The following is a 14,887-nucleotide window of genomic DNA, read 5'->3' as shown; positions in this document are numbered from 1 at the left end:
AGGCGCTGGGCCCGGAAGGGCGGTGCAACAGCTAAGGCGAGGGGCGGGGCGAAGGCGGCCCCGTCAAATTCGGTCGCGCGTGGTCTGGCGACGGGTCTCGGCGTGGGCCGTGGCAAAGAAGGCGCGCGCGTCCTCGCAGTCCCGGGCGATGCCGGCGGTGAGGGTGTCAAGACTGTCGTATTTCAGCTCGTCGTGCAGTTTGTGCAGTAGTTCCACGCGCACGATTTTACCGTAGCCCCCCTCGGCGCCCAGGTGCGTGGGCCAGTCCAGGCAATGGGTCTCCAGCAGCACGCGCCCGCCGTTCGCGTCGCGCGGGTCGAGCGAGGGGCGCACGCCCAGATTCGCCACGCCGGGCAGGGGCGCATCGTGCAGGCCATGCACCAGCACCGCGAAGATGCCGCTGGCGGCCGGCTTCCAGTGCGCAAAGCGCAGGTTGAGGGTGCGAAAACCGTCCTGATCCGCCCCGCTGGCGGCCGAGCGGCCCAGCTGGCGCCCGAGCTTGCGCCCATGCACCACATGGCCGCTGATGGCGTAGGGCCGGCCCAACAGGCGCGCCGCCTCGGCCATGTCGCCCGCGGCCAGCGCCGCGCGCACGGCGGTGCTGGAGACGCGCAGGCCATGCACCTCGTAGCTCATCATGCGCGCCACCTCGAAGCCGCCGGCCGGGCCGGCGGCGTCCAGCATCGCATAGTCGCCTGCGCGCTGGCTGCCAAAGCGAAAGTCGTCGCCCACCAGCAGGTAGCGCGCGCCCAGGCCGCGCACCACCACCTCGTCGATGAAGGCCTGGGCCGGCAGACTGGCCAGCTTGTCGTTGAAGGGCAGCACCACGGCCTGCTGCACGCCGCAGCGCGCCAGCTCGGCGAGCTTGTCGCGCAGCGTGCCTATGCGTGCCGGGGCGATGTCCGGCTTGTGGTGCACGCGGGCAAAGTAGTCGCGCGGGTGGGGCTCAAAGGTCAGCACGCAGCTGGCCACGCCGCGGTGCTGCGCCTCGTTGTTCAGCAGCGCCAGCATGGCCTGGTGGCCGCGGTGCACGCCGTCGAAGTTGCCTATGGTGAGCGCGCAGGCGCTGGCCACTTGCGGATGATGGAAGCCGCGGAAGATCTTCATCGCAGTGCTTTACTTTTAATAGCGTTTGGCGCAAGTCCATCAAGCGCTTGACGCCTGTTTGTTGCGAAAGGGGTATATTGTGCGCTACCGGCGCACCGCATGGGGCGGCCGGCGAAGCATCAACGTTGTCATTCCATTCTTGTGTTGCATGACAGGAGGCGGGTGGTGAAGGTCTTGAAGCTCTCGGGCCAGGGGTTGCCGCAATCGTGGATATCACTGGAGCAGGCAGTGACGCATTACGCCGCGGGCGAGGTGCGCTGGGAGATCGGCGCCCAGGTGGCGCTGTTTCGCGGCGGGCACAACGCCGTCACCGGCGAGCAGTCGCAGATCGCGGTCAGCAGCATCATAGGCACGCGCGGCGTGCCGCATATCAACCCCTTCGATCTGCGCCCCAGCCTGACCAACGCCAAGCTGTTCACGCGCGACCGCAACATCTGCGCCTATTGCGGCGGACGCTTTCACGAGGAAGACCTGACGCGCGAGCACATCGTGCCCTTCGCCAGCCGCGGCCTGAACCACTGGATGAACGTGGTCACCGCCTGCCGCGCCTGCAACCACCGCAAGGGCCCGCGCACGCCCGAGCAGGCGCATATGCCCTTGCTGTATACGCCCTACGTGCCCAGCCTGTGGGAAGACTTCATCCTGAGAAACCGCCGCATCCTGGCCGACCAGATGGAGTTTTTGATGGCGCATGTGCCCAAATCGTCGCGGCTGCTGAGCTGAGGCGATCAACGATTGCTGACCATTGGGGGCTATGAGTCTGTGGATAATCCCCGGGCTCCTTTTTGTGTTCTTGGTTCATGACTCGGTTCTTCGTTATTTTCGTGGTCTGCTTGGTGGTGCTGTTTCGCATCGACATGCTTGATTCGGTGCAGCAGCGGGTCGCTGATCCATGGACTCAATGGCTAGCGACGGCCAGCGCGAATCTCATATCCGTGTTCGATACAGATGTACTCCATCAGGGGCGCATCTTGATGAGCAAAGCCACAGGTTTTGCGGTGTCTATTGAGGCGGGGTGTAACGGCATCGAGGCGGCCATTGTGCTGATCGCCGGAATGGTCGCCTTCCCGGCTAGCTGGACGCAGAAGCTGCTGGGCATGACTCTGGGCTTTGCTGCCGTGCAGGCGGTGAACTTGTTGCGCATCATCAGCCTGTATTACCTGGGGCAGTGGAATTTACCGGTGTTTGAGTTTGCACACCTGTATCTCTGGCAGGCCTTGATCATGCTTGATGTGCTGGTGGTGTGGCTGCTGTGGATTCGTTGGACTGCAAGAAGGACGGCGGAGCAAGAAGAGGTATCTGGACATGCAAACTAAGCCGTTAAGCCGGTTTTTTGCGCTCGCCATTGTTGGGTTGCTGTGCCTCATGCCGCCCTGGTATTACCTGGCTCCGATACTGTCTGTGCCGGTGTTTTATATGGCTGGAGAGGCTTGCTCAAGCATCTTTCAATGGGCCCTGGGTTACGAGCGCGTGGGCGCGTCAGGAGTGCTGCAGACCAGCATCAAGGTGTTTAGCCAGCATCAGGGCCAGATCCGCATGGGCGCACTGGCGCCGGTCGCGGACTACCGGTTGCAGGGCTACGGCATGGTGATGCTATGGTCTTTGCTGCTTGCCTCGCGCCCACCAGCGTTGCTGCGCAAACTACTGCTGGGCTCGGCGGGCATGCTGGTGCTGCAGGCGGTCGCTGTCAGCCTGCAGTGGCTCAATGATGTGCTCAATCGTGCAGGTCATGAAGCCCTGGCTCAAACCCGACTGCCTGGTTGGGTGGCTGAAGTGGTGGCGTTTGGCTTTCACTTCAATCTGTTCATCTTTACCGCCTTGCTACCAATCTTGATCTGGATGGCGCTGAGCAAAAATTTTGTGAGCAGTTTTTGGGCAGATATGTCGCAGCGCAAAAGCTGAACGAGGCAGGACAAGACTTGCACCATTGTGCGTGACACATCAACGCAGCGAGCCACTGATCCGTCCAGAGGTTCGTAGTGAAGACCAAGCCCATTGTGGTTGGTCCCGGCAGGCTCAGGCAAACACCCCCGCCTGATCCTGCATGCGCGCCGACACCTCGCCCAGGTGGTGCAGCGTGTCGCCCCAGCTCATCTCCAGCTGCGTCAAGGTCTTGAAGTAGTGGCTGACGATGTACTCGTCCGTCACGCCTATGCCGCCCGACAGCTGCACCGCCTGCTGGCTGACGAAGCGCATGGACTGGCCCAGTTGCACCTTGGCGCGCGACAGTGCGCGGCGGCGCTCCTCGGCAGGGGCGCCGAGTTTCAGGCTGGCGTAGTAGCTCATGGAGCGTGCCAGCTCCAGCTGCATCTTCATGTCGGCCGCCCGGTGGCGCAGGGCCTGGAAGCTGGCGATTGCCACGCCAAACTGCCGGCGCTGGTTCAGGTAGTCGAAGGTGACGGCGCAGGTCTGATCCATCACTCCCACGGCGTAGGCGCAGGCGGCGGCGATGGCGGTGTCCACCGCCAACTCCAGCGCGGCCAGGCCGTCGGTGGTGATGAGGGTGGCCGGGGTGCTGGCCAGCTGCAGGTCGGCGGCGCGGCTGCCGTCCTGGGTGCCGTAGCCGCGCGTGCTGACGTCGGCGGCAGCGCGCTCCACCAGGAACAGGGCGATCTGCCCGTCGAGTTGCGCGGGGACGATGAAGGCGTCGGCCTGGTCACCGGCTGAAACTATGTTTTTTATAGCTGTAAGCGCATATCCATTGGCCGCTACGACCGCTTTTGCCTCGCAAACATCAAGGCGGTAGCGCGCCTTGCGCTCCTGCTGTGCCAGCACCACCAGGACCTCGCCACTGGCGATGCGCGGCAGCCAGGCGGCCTGCAGCTCTTGCGGTGCGTACTGCGCCAGCACGCCGGCGGTGACGAAGGCCTGCGCCAGGGGTTCCAGCACGATGCCGCGGCCCAGCTCTTCCATCACCACCATGGCGTCGATCGCGCCCTGGCCCAGGCCGCCATGTGCCTCGGGTACGGTCAGGGCCGTGAGGCCCAGCTCGGCCAGCTCGCCATAGGCCGCGCGCTCAAAGCCCCCGGCTGCCACGATGGCGCGGCGGCGCTCGAAGGTATAGCCCTTGTCCACCCAGCGGCGCACGGCGTCACGCAGTTGTTGCTGGTCGTCGGAAAAATCGAAGTCCATGTGCTTGTCTCCTGTCAGCCCAGGATGGTTTGGGCAACGATATTGCGTTGCACTTCATTGCTGCCGCCGTAGATGGTGGTCTTGCGCATGTTGAAGTAGGTCGATGCCAGCGGCGCGTTGGCCAGGGTGCCGCCGGGGAACAGTCCCTGCCAGCCCGCGTCCATGGCCTCCTGGATCAGGGGCAGGGCGTAGGGGCCGGCGGCCAGCATCATCAGCTCGGCGTAGCGCTGCTGGATCTCGCTGCCCTTGATCTTCAAGAGGCCGGCGATGTCCAGCGGGTTCTTGCCGCTCTTTTCCATCGACAGCACGCGCAGCACCAGCATCTCCAGTGCCACGATGTCCACCTCCAACAGGGCGATCTGGTCGCGAAAACGCTGGTCGTCCCATAGGCCTTCGGCGCGGGCGATGCGCTTCAAGCGCTCCAGCTCGCGCTTGGCGCGGTTTACGTCGGCGATGTTGGTGCGCTCGTGGGACAGCAGATGCTTGGCGTAGGTCCAGCCCTTGTTCTCCTGGCCTATGAGCTGGTCGGCGGGCACCTCGACGTTGTCGAAGAAGACTTCGTTGACCTCGCATTCGCCATCGAGCAGCTTGATGGGCCGCACCGTCACGCCGGGGCTCTTCATGTCCAGCAGCAAAAAGCTGATGCCGGTCTGGGGCTTGCCCTCGTTGCTGGTGCGCACCAGGTTGAACATCCAGTCGCCATGCTGGCCCAGCGTGGTCCAGGTCTTCTGGCCGTTGACGATGTATTTATCCCCGACGCGCTCGGCGCGGGTCTTGACGCTGGCCAGATCCGAGCCCGAGCCCGGCTCGGAGTAGCCCTGGCTCCACCACACGGAGCCATCGGCAATGCCGGGCAGGAAGCGTTTTTGTTGCTCGGGCGTGCCGTAGGCCATGATGACCGGCGCCACCATCACCGGCCCGAAGGGGATGATGCGCGGCGCGCCGGCCATGGCGCATTCCTCCTCGAACAAATGCTTTTGCACGGCTGTCCAGCCGGGGCCGCCAAACTCCTTGGGCCAGCCAAAGGCCAGCCAGCCCTTCTTGCCCAGTATCCTGGCCCAGCCCTGCAGGTCGTCCCTCGTCAGGCGCAGGGCGTTGTGCACCTTGTGCGCCATCGCTGGCGGCAGATTGGCGCGCACCCAGGCGCGCACGTCCTGGCGAAAGGCCTGTTCCTCGGGGGTGAATGCGAGATCCATGCGAACGTCTCCTTTGCAGGAGGCGGTTGTAGCACGGCAGCCCGCCTCACTCCTGTCCGGGCGGCGACAGCGGTGCGTCCAGGCCCAGCTCTGCGCACAGGCGGCGCACCTGGGCCTGCAGCTGGGCCACCTCGGCCTCCAGCGCCTCCACGCGCGCCTGCAGAGCCGGCTGGGCTGGCGCGGCGCTTGCTGCCTGGCTGGCGGCCAGCGCCGCCACGTCCACCGGCCCGCACAAGAGCTGCGCCCAGCGCGGCTCGCGCGCGCCCGGCGCCTTGGGCAGCAGCATGACCAGCGGGCCGCCCTTTTCGTCACTGCGCTCCTGCAGTTCGTCGAGGAAAGCCTCGACTGACGAGGTGTCGGCAAAGCGGTGCCAGCGCTCGGCGTTCAGGCGCAGCTCGGCGGCGGTCTGCGGGCCGCGCAGCATGAGCAGACCCAGCAGCACGGCGGACTGATCGGGCACGCCTATGCCGCGCGCAAAATTGTGCTCCCAGCGCGCCACGCGGGCGCCGCCTATCTCGACCACCAGGCTCTGCTGGCGCAGGCTGGTCAGTGCCTGCAGCAGGTCGTCGTCGGCCAGCTGCATGACAGGCTCGCGGCTGGTCTTCTGGTTGCAGCCGGCGGCCAGGCTGTTGAGCGTCAGCGGATAGCTGTCGGGCACGGTGCGCGACTTTTCCAAGAGCGTGGCGAGCACGCGGGCTTCGGGGGCGGAGAGGGGGCGCTGGCGCGGATCGAAGGGCATGGGCAGGGGATAATTTGCGGCAAATGAAGAACATCGTAATCTTGATCTCTGGCGGCGGTTCCAACATGGCGGCGATCGTGCGCGCCGCACAGCAACAGGACTGGGCCGGTCGCCACGGCATCCGTATTGCGGCGGTACTGAGCAACAAGCAGGACGCCAAGGGCCTGGCCATAGCGCAGGAGCAGGGCATCGCCACCCAGGTGCTGGACCACAAGGCCTACGCCTCGCGCGAGGCCTTCGACGCCGCCCTGGCCCAGGCCATAGACGCCTGCGAGCCGGCCCTGGTGGTGCTGGCGGGCTTCATGCGCATCCTCACCCCCGGCTTCGTTGATCACTTTGCCGGCCGGCTGGTGAACATCCACCCCTCGCTGCTGCCGGCCTTCACCGGCCTGCACACGCACCAGCGCGCCATAGATGCGGGCTGCAGGTTTGCCGGCTGCACCGTGCACCTGGTGACGGCCGAGCTCGACGTGGGCCCGATCCTGGACCAGGCCGTGGTGCCGCTGCTCCCTGATGACACGGCCGAGAGTCTGGCGGCGCGCGTGCTGACACAGGAGCACCTGATTTACCCCAGGGCGGTGTTGGCGCATCTGCTTTCAAAAATATAGCTGTTGGTGCTTGATGGATAAAGGCTAAGGCCAGTTTTTTTGATAAGTGATGCGGCCGGCGAGACAGCGCCGCAAGATGGGACAATCACACCCATGCATCCCAAAGCCCTTCTGGACGCCTGCGCCGAACTCGTCAGGCTGACGCTTACTTTTGAACACCCGGCCGACGCTGTCGTCTCGCGCTATTTCCGCGAACACCGCAGTCTCGGGCCGCGCGAGCGCGCCACGCTGGCCGAAACCGCCTACGCCGTGCTGCGCAAGAAGCCGCTGTTCGAGCAGCTGGCGCGCTCAGGTCAAGGCCCGCGTGAGCGGCGCCTGGCCATTCTGGGCTTTTACGGCCCGCGCGACTTTCTGAAAAGCGCGCTCTCCGCGCAGGAAAAGGACTGGGTCGATGCCTGCGACGCGGTGCGCCCCGAGGAGCTGCTGGAGCCGCAGCGCCACAACCTGCCGCAGTGGCTGGCCGAGCCGCTGAAGGCTCAGCTGGGTGAGGGTTTCTGGCCGCTGGTTGACAGCCTGGCGCAGTCGGCGCCGCTGGATCTGCGCGTCAATGCCTTGAAGGACAAGCGCGAATCGCTCCAGAAGGAGCTGGCGCAGGCGGGCATCAAGGCGAAGGCCACACCGTATTCCCCTTGGGGGCTGCGTATCGAGGGCAAGCCGGCGCTGACCCGGCTGGACGCCTTCACGCGCGGCGCCATCGAGGTGCAGGACGAGGGCTCGCAGCTGCTGGCCCTGCTGCTGGATGCCAAGCGCGGCGAGATGGTGGTCGATTTTTGTGCCGGTGCCGGCGGCAAGACCCTGGCGATTGGCGCGGCCATGCGCAGCACCGGGCGGCTGTATGCGTTCGACGTGTCGGCGCACCGGCTCGATGCGCTGAAGCCGCGCCTGGCGCGCAGCGGCCTGTCGAATGTGCACCCGGCGGCCATCGCCCATGAACGCGATGAGCGCGTCAAGCGCCTGGCCGGCAAGATCGACCGCGTGCTGGTTGATGCGCCCTGCTCGGGTCTGGGCACTCTGCGCCGCAATCCGGATCTGAAATGGCGCCAGTCGCCCCAGGCCGTGCAGGAGCTGACGGCCAAGCAGACCGCTATCCTGGAGAGTGCCGCGCGCCTGGTGAAGCCTGGCGGCCGCCTGGTTTATGCCACCTGCAGCGTGCTGCCCGAGGAGAACGAGGCCATCGCCTTGGCCTTTGGCGCCGCCCATGCGGACTTTGAGCCGCTGCAGGCGGGCGAGCTGCTGGCGCGCCTCAAGGTGGAGCAGCCGGCCAGCCTGTGCAGCGGCGGTGCGGACGGCCAGGCCTACCTGCGCCTTTGGCCGCATCTGCACCAGACAGACGGCTTCTTCGCTGCCGTGTGGCAGCGCAAATAGGCCAAAAAAAACCGCCAGGGCTGGTGCCGTGGCGGTTCTTGTCAGGAGCCGGGCCGAATTACTTCAGCTTGGCTTCCTTGTACTCGACATGCTTGCGAGCCTTGGGGTCGAACTTGATGATGCTCATCTTCTCGGGCATCGTCTTCTTGTTCTTGGTGGTGGTGTAGAAGTGCCCGGTCTCAGCCGTGGACACCAGCTTGATCTTTTCGCGTCCGCCTTTAGCAGCCATGGTGTTTCTCCTTCAGGAAATTAAGCTTGGCCACGGGCACGCATGTCTGCGAGCACGGATTCGATGCCGTTCTTGTCGATCAGACGCAGGGCGGCGCTGGAGACACGCAGGCGCACCCAGCGGTTTTCGCTCTCCACCCAGAAACGGCGGTACTGCAGGTTGGGCAGGAAACGACGCTTGGTCTTGTTGTTGGCGTGGGAGACGTTGTTTCCCACCATGGGCTTCTTGCCCGTTACTTCACATACGCGTGCCATCAGGACACTCCGGTAGTTGCACGGCTGCAGGCCCTGGCGGCCCGTAACCTCACCTCGCCAGTTGAATCGGGTGGCGGTAACCCGGCTGTCTCAAGGCGCCGGGGCGCCACAATACAGCAAAGCCGCGCATTATAGCGCGAGCCTGAAAGATCACTCCTGCTGTTCCAGATAGCGCTGGGCATCCAGCGCCGCCATGCAGCCCGTGCCGGCGCTGGTGATGGCCTGGCGGTACACATGGTCCTGCACGTCGCCGGCGGCAAACACGCCGGGCACGCTGGTCTGCGTGGCAAAGCCCTTGAGGCCGCCCTGGGTCGCGATGTAGCCATTTTCCATGGTGATCTGACCCTGGAAGATCTCGGTGTTGGGCGCATGGCCAATAGCGATGAAGCAGCCCTGGAGCTTGATGTCCTCGGTATGCCCGTCTTCGGTGCTCTTGATGCGGATCCCGGTCACGCCGCTGGCGTCGCCCAGCACCTCGTCGAGCGTGAAGAAGGTCTTGAGGACGATCTTGCCGGCGGCCACGCGCTCCATCAGCTTGTCCACCAGGATGGGCTCGGCGCGGAACCTGTCGCGCCGGTGCACTAGCGTGACCTTGGATGCGATATTGGCCAGGTACAGGGCTTCTTCCACCGCGGTGTTGCCACCGCCGACCACGCAGACCTCCTGCTCGCGGTAGAAGAAGCCGTCGCAGGTGGCGCAGGCGGACACGCCCTTGCCCATGAAGGCCTCCTCGGACGGCAGGCCCAGGTACTTGGCCGAGGCGCCGGTGGCGATGATCAGCGAGTCGCAGGTGTACTGGCCGCTGTCGCCGGTCAGGGTGAATGGGCGCCTGGACAGATCGACGGCGTTGATGTGATCGAACACGATCTGCGTCTTGAAACGCTCGGCATGCTCCAGAAAGCGCTGCATCAGCTCCGGGCCCTGCACGCCGTTCACGTCGGCCGGCCAGTTGTCCACCTCGGTGGTGGTGGTCAGCTGGCCGCCCTGGGCCATGCCGGTGATCAGCACCGGATTCAGGTTGGCGCGCGCGGCGTAGATGGCGGCGGTGTAGCCGGCCGGGCCGGAGCCGAGGATCAGGACTTTGGCGTGTTGGGTAGTGGACATGGCGGAACCGAAGGGGTGTTGGCGGCCCGTGCAGCGGGCACGAAAGGGCAGAAAAAGGGCGGAAAAAGGGCAAAAGCGCAGCCATTGTATGAAGCCGTGGATCACGTCAGCCCGGTGGGTGCATGCCGGCTCTCATGCTGGCTCTTGCGTAGGCTTGGCGTGGGGTGCACGGCGGCTTGCAGCCTTGCGCCATGGGGTAAGCTTGCACGCTGTTGTTGAACGTGTTCGCGATCTTTTGACCTACTCCCTCAATACCTTGAACGGCGCCGGAAAGTCTGCGCCACGCTCGGCCGCGGCGCGCTTTGGGCATGAACTTGGCCTTGTCCTGGGCCTGTTGGCCCTGGTGTTCTGGCTGCTGGCCCTGGTCAGCTATTCCGCGCAGGACGCGGCCTGGTCCACGTCCGGCGCGGGCGGCGGCCGCCCCCTGGCCAACTGGGTGGGGCGCTTTGGTGCCTGGCTGGCCGATGGCAGCTATTTTCTGTTCGGTTTCTCCGTCTGGTGGTGCGTGGCCGCGGGTGTGCGCGCCTGGCTGTCGTCGCTGGCGCGCTGGATGCGTGGTGGTGAGCCTGTGCCGGGCGCCGCAGCCCATGGCCCCTGGCTGTGGCGCGCCATGTTCTGGGGCGGGTTGTTGCTGCTGATGTGCACCAGCACGGCGTTGGAGTGGTCGCGCCTGTATCGTTTCGAGGCGTTGCTGCCCGGGCATGCCGGGGGCATGCTGGGCTATGTGATGGGGCCGCTGGCCGTGAAGTGGCTGGGCTTTGCGGGCTCGGGCCTGGCCGGCGTGGTGCTGGTGGTGCTGGGCGCGGCGCTGGTGTTCCGCTTTTCCTGGGGGCATCTGGCCGAGCGCCTGGGTGCGCGCATCGATGCGCTGGTGCAAACCGGCCGTGCCCAGCGCGAGAGGGCCAAGGATGTGGCCGTGGGCAGACGCGCCGCGCGCGAGCGCGAGGAGGTGGTGCAGGAAGAGCGGCACGAGAGCGAGGTGCAGCATCCGCAGCCCGTGCGCATCATCGAGCCCGTGCTGCAGGATGCGCCGCAGAGCACGCGCGTGGTCAAGGAGCGGCAAAAGCCCCTGTTCAGCGACATGCCCGACAGCCGATTGCCGCAGGTGGACTTGCTGGATGCGGCCCAGGCGCGCCAGGAGACGGTGTCGCCCGAGACGCTGGAGATGACCAGCCGCCTGATCGAGAAGAAGCTCAAGGACTTCGGCGTGGACGTGACGGTGGTGGCGGCCCAACCCGGCCCGGTGATCACCCGCTACGAGATCGAGCCGGCCACGGGCGTCAAGGGCTCGCAGATCGTGAACCTGGCCAAGGATCTGGCGCGCTCGCTGTCGCTGGTGTCGATCCGCGTGATCGAGACCATTCCAGGCAAAAATTTCATGGCGCTGGAGCTGCCCAACGCCAAGCGTCAGACGATACGCCTGACGGAGATCCTGGGCTCGCAGGTGTATCACGACGCCAAGAGCCTCTTGACCATGGGCTTAGGGAAAGACATCGTCGGCGCGCCCGTGGTGGCCGACCTGGCGAAGATGCCGCATGTGCTGGTGGCCGGCACCACGGGCTCGGGCAAGTCGGTGGGCATCAACGCCATGATTCTCAGCCTGCTCTACAAGGCCGAGGCGCGCGACGTGCGCCTCTTGATGATCGACCCGAAGATGCTGGAAATGTCGGTCTACGAGGGCATTCCGCACCTGCTGTGCCCGGTGGTCACCGACATGAAGCAGGCCGCGCATGGCCTGAACTGGTGCGTCGCCGAGATGGAGCGGCGCTACAAGCTGATGAGCAAACTCGGCGTGCGCAACCTGGCGGGCTACAACACAAAAATAGACGAGGCCAAGGCACGCGAGGAGTCCATTCCCAACCCCTTCAGTCTCAACCCCGAGGCGCCCGAGCCGTTGGAGCGCCTGCCGCACATCGTCGTCGTCATCGACGAGCTGGCCGACCTAATGATGGTGGTCGGCAAGAAGATCGAGGAGCTGATCGCGCGCCTGGCGCAAAAGGCGCGCGCCGCCGGCATCCATTTGATCCTGGCCACGCAGCGCCCTAGCGTGGACGTGATCACCGGCCTGATCAAGGCCAACATCCCCACGCGCATCGCCTTCTCGGTGGGCAGCAAGATCGACAGCCGCACCATCCTGGACCAGATGGGCGCCGAGGCACTGCTGGGCATGGGTGACATGCTCTACATGGCCAGCGGCACGGGGCTGCCGGTGCGCGTGCACGGCGCCTTCGTCAGTGACGAGGAGGTGCACCGCGTCGTCAGCTACCTCAAGGAACAAGGCGAGCCCGATTACATCGAAGGGGTGTTGGAAGGCGGCAGCGCCGATGGCGAGGACAGCGGCTTTGGCCTGGACGATGGCGAGGGCGGCGGCGAGAAGGATCCGATGTACGACCAGGCCGTGGAGGTGGTGCTGAAAGACCGCAAGGCCAGCATCTCCTACGTGCAGCGCAAGCTGCGCATTGGCTACAACCGATCGGCGCGGCTGCTGGAAGACATGGAGAAGGCCGGACTGGTCAGCGGCCTGACCAGCAACGGCCAGCGCGAGGTGCTGGTGCCCGCGCGCAGCGAGTAGGAGGTGGGGTTGTGAAGAAAGCGGTTGCTGCAATTTTGATAGCTGCTAGCGCACAATGGGCAAGCGCTGACGGCCTAAAAAGTCTTGAAAACTTCATGAAAACCGCGCACAGCGGCCGGGCCGACTTCACTCAGATCGTGACGGCGCCCCCGAAGGATGGCCAGGCACAGCGGCCCAAGCAATCGAGCGGCAGCTTTGCGTTCCAGCGCCCGGGGCGCTTCAAGTTCGTCTACCAGAAGCCCTTCGAGCAGACCATAGTCGCCGATGGCCAGACGCTGTGGCTCTACGACGTGGACCTGAACCAGGTCACGCAGCGCGCCCAGGCACAGGCCCTGGGCAGCACGCCCGCGGCGCTGCTGGCGTCGGCTCCGGACATGGCGGCGCTGCGTGCCGACTATGCGCTCGAGGCCGCGCCCGAGCAGGATGGCCTGCAGTGGGTGCAGGCCACGCCAAAGGCCAGGGACGGCCAGCTCAAGAGCGTGCGCGTGGGCTTCGAGGGCGACAAGCTGGCCGCACTGGACATTCTGGACAGCTTTGGCCAGCGTTCGCAGATCCGCTTCACGGGCATGCAGCTCAACCCGGCGCTGCCCGCGGGCAGCTTCCAGTTCAAGCCGCCCGCGGGGGCGGATCTGCTCAAGCCGTAGCGGCGGCTGCCCCGGGTGGCTGCTGCTCCGGTGCGGGCGCGGCCATCACGAAGGCGTCGGAGAAGCAGAAGCTCTCATCGAGGCCATGGGCGATGAAGGCCGGCACCGCCGTCTCCACCATGCGCACCGAGCCGCACAGATAGACCTCGTTGCCGCTCAGGCTGGGGAAGTCCGCCAGCATGGCCTCGTGCACCAGGCCAGTGCGCCCGCTCCAGCCGTCCTCGGGCGTGGGCTCCGACACCACCGGCACCACCGTGAAGTTGTCGTGCTCGCGTTGCCACTGCTCGGCCTGCTGCAGCATGTACAAGTCCTGCGGCTGGCGCACGCCCCAGTACAGGCGCATCGGGCGCTGCACGCCACGCGCAAAGGCGTCCTCGACGATGCTCTTGATGGGCGCAAAGCCCGTGGCACCGGCGATGAACAGAATGGGGTGCTGGCTCTCGCGCAGGGTGAACTGGCCCAGCGGGCCTTCAAAGCGCACGTTGTCGCCCGGCTTCATGCCATCGAACACATGCGTGGTCCAGCGTCCGCCGGGCACCAGGCGCACATGCAGCTCGATCTGGTCGCTGGCCCCTGGCCGGTTGGCAAACGAGAACGCGCGGCGCTGGCCATCGTCCAGCAGGATGTTGATGTACTGGCCGGCGGCGAACAGCAGGCGCTGGCCCGCCGGCAGTTGCAGCATGACGCGCATCACGTCGGGCGACAGGCGCTCCATCTGTGCCACGCTGGCATGAAAGGTTTCCATCGCCTCGGCGGTGGCGCCGGTGAAGCCGGCCACGTCGATGGCCATGTCTTCGTGCGGCACGGCGCAGCACATCAGCGCCTTGCCGCGTTCCTTGTCGGCGTCGGGCAGGGCCGTCTTCTGGTAGGGGCGGTGCTCGTACTGGCCCTGCTCGATGGAGCAAACACACAGGCCGCAGCCACCGTTGCGGCATTCATAGGGCAGGGCCAGGCCCTGGCGCAGGCCGGCGTCCAGAATGGTCTCATCGGTGCGTACGGTGATGGTGCTCAACGCGCCTTGTTCGCCGTGGATCTGTACCCGATGCAGGCGCTTGTCGCCACGCTTGAACTGCGGCGGCCACCAGGGCAGCAGCGACACCACGACCGAGACGCCGATCACCAGGGCCCAGACGCGACCCAGCGGCCATTCGGTTAGCAGCGGGAACACCGCCATGTAGAACCAGTCAAGCTGCAGGCCCGTGGCGGCCTGCGCCAGATCCGTCTGCCCGCCCTGGCTGTGCACGGGTGCGATCAGCGAGAGCACCAGCAAGGTGGCCAGCAGCCCGTAGACGATGGGGCCCGGGGGCGTGGTGCGCGCCTTGGGCACGCGCTGTACGTGGATCCACATCACCATCAGCAACACCAGCGGAATGCCCAGGTGCATGAAGGACAGCAGCGTGAAGAAGCGCGCACCCACATGGTCTGAATACAGGAAGTTGCGCATCAGGCTGCCGTTGAAGATGGGCAGCCAGTCCAGCCATTCGAAGCTGGTGACGGTGATGTACTGCGCCAGCTGATCCCAGGGCAGCATGTAGCCGTTGATGCCCGAGGCGTAGACCATCCAGATCAGCATCACCCCGGTGACCCACGAGAACCAGCGAAAGCCGTGGTAGAGGTTGAAGGCGAAGTAGCGCAGCATGTGCAGCATCATGGTCAGCACCATGGCGTCGGATGCGTAACGGTGCACGCTGCGCATGATGCCGCCCAGCCACCACTGCTTGGTGGTGAGCGCTATCACCGAGGAATAGGCCTCGTCCACCCCGGTTTCAAAGAAGATATAGAGGTACAGGCCGCTGGCACCGACAATCCAGAAAAGGTAGAAGGTGATGGCGCCCAGGTGGTAGAAGGGGTTGATGCGGTCGCCAAAGGCGGCATTGAACAGACCCTCCATGCGCAGAAACAGCCACTGCAGCAGGTCTTGGAATTTTTTGATCATG

General features: G+C 65.4%; 15 protein-coding genes. 7 read left to right on the top strand and 8 right to left on the bottom strand.

What is annotated here, in order from left to right; translation table 11 throughout:
* Nucleotides 1–63 precede the first annotated feature (63 nt).
* Entirely contained in the window at nt 64–1,107 is a 1,044-nt protein-coding gene (locus tag P4826_RS07910) for a bifunctional riboflavin kinase/FAD synthetase (RefSeq protein ID WP_317703304.1), read from the bottom strand.
* Nucleotides 1,108–1,272: 165 nt separating this feature from the next.
* Between P4826_RS07910 and P4826_RS07905 the strand changes: the two genes are divergently transcribed.
* The 3 genes from P4826_RS07905 (at nt 1,273) to P4826_RS07895 (ending at nt 3,009) form a co-directional block, all read left to right on the top strand.
* A complete protein-coding gene (locus P4826_RS07905) occupies nt 1,273–1,830 on the top strand; it encodes an HNH endonuclease (RefSeq protein WP_317703303.1) in 558 nt (185 codons plus the stop codon).
* Nucleotides 1,831–1,907: 77 nt separating this feature from the next.
* The gene (gene xrtH / locus P4826_RS07900; protein ID WP_317703302.1) at nt 1,908–2,423 is read left to right on the top strand and encodes an exosortase H; all 516 of its coding nucleotides are present in this window, start codon (nt 1,908–1,910) and stop codon (nt 2,421–2,423) included.
* On the top strand, nt 2,413–3,009 hold the full coding sequence (locus tag P4826_RS07895) for an exosortase H-associated membrane protein (RefSeq protein ID WP_317703301.1): 597 nt from the start codon (nt 2,413–2,415) through the stop codon (nt 3,007–3,009). The genes xrtH and P4826_RS07895 overlap by 11 nt, the downstream gene beginning before the upstream one ends.
* Nucleotides 3,010–3,123: 114 nt before the next feature.
* On the opposite strand, the gene P4826_RS07890 is transcribed toward P4826_RS07895, so the two are convergent.
* Genes P4826_RS07890 through P4826_RS07880 form a run of 3 tightly spaced genes read right to left on the bottom strand, consistent with a single transcriptional unit; the run spans nt 3,124 to nt 6,174 of the window.
* Entirely contained in the window at nt 3,124–4,239 is a 1,116-nt protein-coding gene (locus P4826_RS07890; protein ID WP_317703300.1) for an acyl-CoA dehydrogenase family protein, read from the bottom strand.
* A gap of 14 nt (nt 4,240–4,253) precedes the next feature.
* Complete coding sequence (locus tag P4826_RS07885) at nt 4,254–5,435, bottom strand: acyl-CoA dehydrogenase family protein (RefSeq protein ID WP_317703299.1); 1,182 nt, start codon at nt 5,433–5,435, stop codon at nt 4,254–4,256.
* Between the two features lie 46 nt (nt 5,436–5,481).
* Nucleotides 5,482–6,174, bottom strand: coding sequence for a YceH family protein (locus P4826_RS07880; protein ID WP_317703298.1), 693 nt, complete (start codon nt 6,172–6,174; stop codon nt 5,482–5,484).
* Nucleotides 6,175–6,197: 23 nt separating this feature from the next.
* Here P4826_RS07880 and purN point away from each other — a divergent pair, with 23 nt between their 5' ends.
* On the top strand, nt 6,198–6,782 hold the full coding sequence (gene purN, locus P4826_RS07875) for a phosphoribosylglycinamide formyltransferase (protein WP_317703297.1): 585 nt from the start codon (nt 6,198–6,200) through the stop codon (nt 6,780–6,782).
* A gap of 93 nt (nt 6,783–6,875) precedes the next feature.
* The gene (locus tag P4826_RS07870) at nt 6,876–8,147 is read left to right on the top strand and encodes an RsmB/NOP family class I SAM-dependent RNA methyltransferase (RefSeq protein ID WP_317703296.1); all 1,272 of its coding nucleotides are present in this window, start codon (nt 6,876–6,878) and stop codon (nt 8,145–8,147) included.
* 58 nt (nt 8,148–8,205) lie between these two features.
* Here the strand turns inward: P4826_RS07870 and rpmG are convergent, their stop codons facing one another.
* The 3 genes from rpmG to trxB form a co-directional block, all read right to left on the bottom strand.
* Nucleotides 8,206–8,376, bottom strand: coding sequence for a 50S ribosomal protein L33 (rpmG, locus tag P4826_RS07865; protein ID WP_013518066.1), 171 nt, complete (start codon nt 8,374–8,376; stop codon nt 8,206–8,208).
* Nucleotides 8,377–8,396: 20 nt separating this feature from the next.
* Entirely contained in the window at nt 8,397–8,630 is a 234-nt protein-coding gene (rpmB, locus tag P4826_RS07860; protein WP_293219891.1) for a 50S ribosomal protein L28, read from the bottom strand.
* Nucleotides 8,631–8,780: 150 nt separating this feature from the next.
* Nucleotides 8,781–9,734, bottom strand: coding sequence for a thioredoxin-disulfide reductase (trxB, locus tag P4826_RS07855; protein WP_317703295.1), 954 nt, complete (start codon nt 9,732–9,734; stop codon nt 8,781–8,783).
* 235 nt (nt 9,735–9,969) lie between these two features.
* Between trxB and P4826_RS07850 the strand changes: the two genes are divergently transcribed.
* Entirely contained in the window at nt 9,970–12,306 is a 2,337-nt protein-coding gene (locus P4826_RS07850; protein WP_317703294.1) for a DNA translocase FtsK, read from the top strand.
* A gap of 11 nt (nt 12,307–12,317) precedes the next feature.
* Nucleotides 12,318–12,950, top strand: a complete 633-nt coding sequence (gene lolA / locus P4826_RS07845; protein ID WP_317703293.1) for an outer membrane lipoprotein periplasmic chaperone LolA — start codon at nt 12,318–12,320, stop codon at nt 12,948–12,950.
* On the opposite strand, the gene P4826_RS07840 is transcribed toward lolA, so the two are convergent.
* A complete protein-coding gene (locus tag P4826_RS07840; RefSeq protein WP_317703292.1) occupies nt 12,940–14,886 on the bottom strand; it encodes an FAD-binding oxidoreductase in 1,947 nt (648 codons plus the stop codon). The genes lolA and P4826_RS07840 overlap by 11 nt on opposite strands.
* Nucleotide 14,887: the final 1 nt, after the last annotated feature.

Origin of the sequence: Diaphorobacter limosus (assembly GCF_033100095.1) — a bacterium.
Taxonomy (GTDB): Bacteria; Pseudomonadota; Gammaproteobacteria; order Burkholderiales; family Burkholderiaceae_C; genus Alicycliphilus; species Alicycliphilus limosus.
Note: the sequence above shows the minus strand (reverse complement) of the source record. Positions and strands in the feature narration are given on the sequence as shown.

Excerpts from the sequence above, each read along its gene's own strand:
- P4826_RS07910 (WP_317703304.1), bottom strand. The coding sequence starts at position 1,107 with ATGAAGATCTTCCGCGGCTTCCATCATCCGCAAGTGGCCAGCGCCTGC.
- xrtH (WP_317703302.1), top strand. The coding sequence starts at position 1,908 with ATGACTCGGTTCTTCGTTATTTTCGTGGTCTGCTTGGTGGTGCTGTTT.
- P4826_RS07895 (WP_317703301.1), top strand. The coding sequence starts at position 2,413 with ATGCAAACTAAGCCGTTAAGCCGGTTTTTTGCGCTCGCCATTGTTGGG.
- P4826_RS07890 (WP_317703300.1), bottom strand. The coding sequence starts at position 4,239 with ATGGACTTCGATTTTTCCGACGACCAGCAACAACTGCGTGACGCCGTG.
- P4826_RS07885 (WP_317703299.1), bottom strand. The coding sequence starts at position 5,435 with ATGGATCTCGCATTCACCCCCGAGGAACAGGCCTTTCGCCAGGACGTG.
- P4826_RS07880 (WP_317703298.1), bottom strand. The coding sequence starts at position 6,174 with ATGCCCTTCGATCCGCGCCAGCGCCCCCTCTCCGCCCCCGAAGCCCGC.
- purN (WP_317703297.1), top strand. The coding sequence starts at position 6,198 with ATGAAGAACATCGTAATCTTGATCTCTGGCGGCGGTTCCAACATGGCG.
- P4826_RS07870 (WP_317703296.1), top strand. The coding sequence starts at position 6,876 with ATGCATCCCAAAGCCCTTCTGGACGCCTGCGCCGAACTCGTCAGGCTG.
- rpmG (WP_013518066.1), bottom strand. The coding sequence starts at position 8,376 with ATGGCTGCTAAAGGCGGACGCGAAAAGATCAAGCTGGTGTCCACGGCT.
- rpmB (WP_293219891.1), bottom strand. The coding sequence starts at position 8,630 with ATGGCACGCGTATGTGAAGTAACGGGCAAGAAGCCCATGGTGGGAAAC.
- trxB (WP_317703295.1), bottom strand. The coding sequence starts at position 9,734 with ATGTCCACTACCCAACACGCCAAAGTCCTGATCCTCGGCTCCGGCCCG.
- P4826_RS07840 (WP_317703292.1), bottom strand. The coding sequence starts at position 14,886 with ATGATCAAAAAATTCCAAGACCTGCTGCAGTGGCTGTTTCTGCGCATG.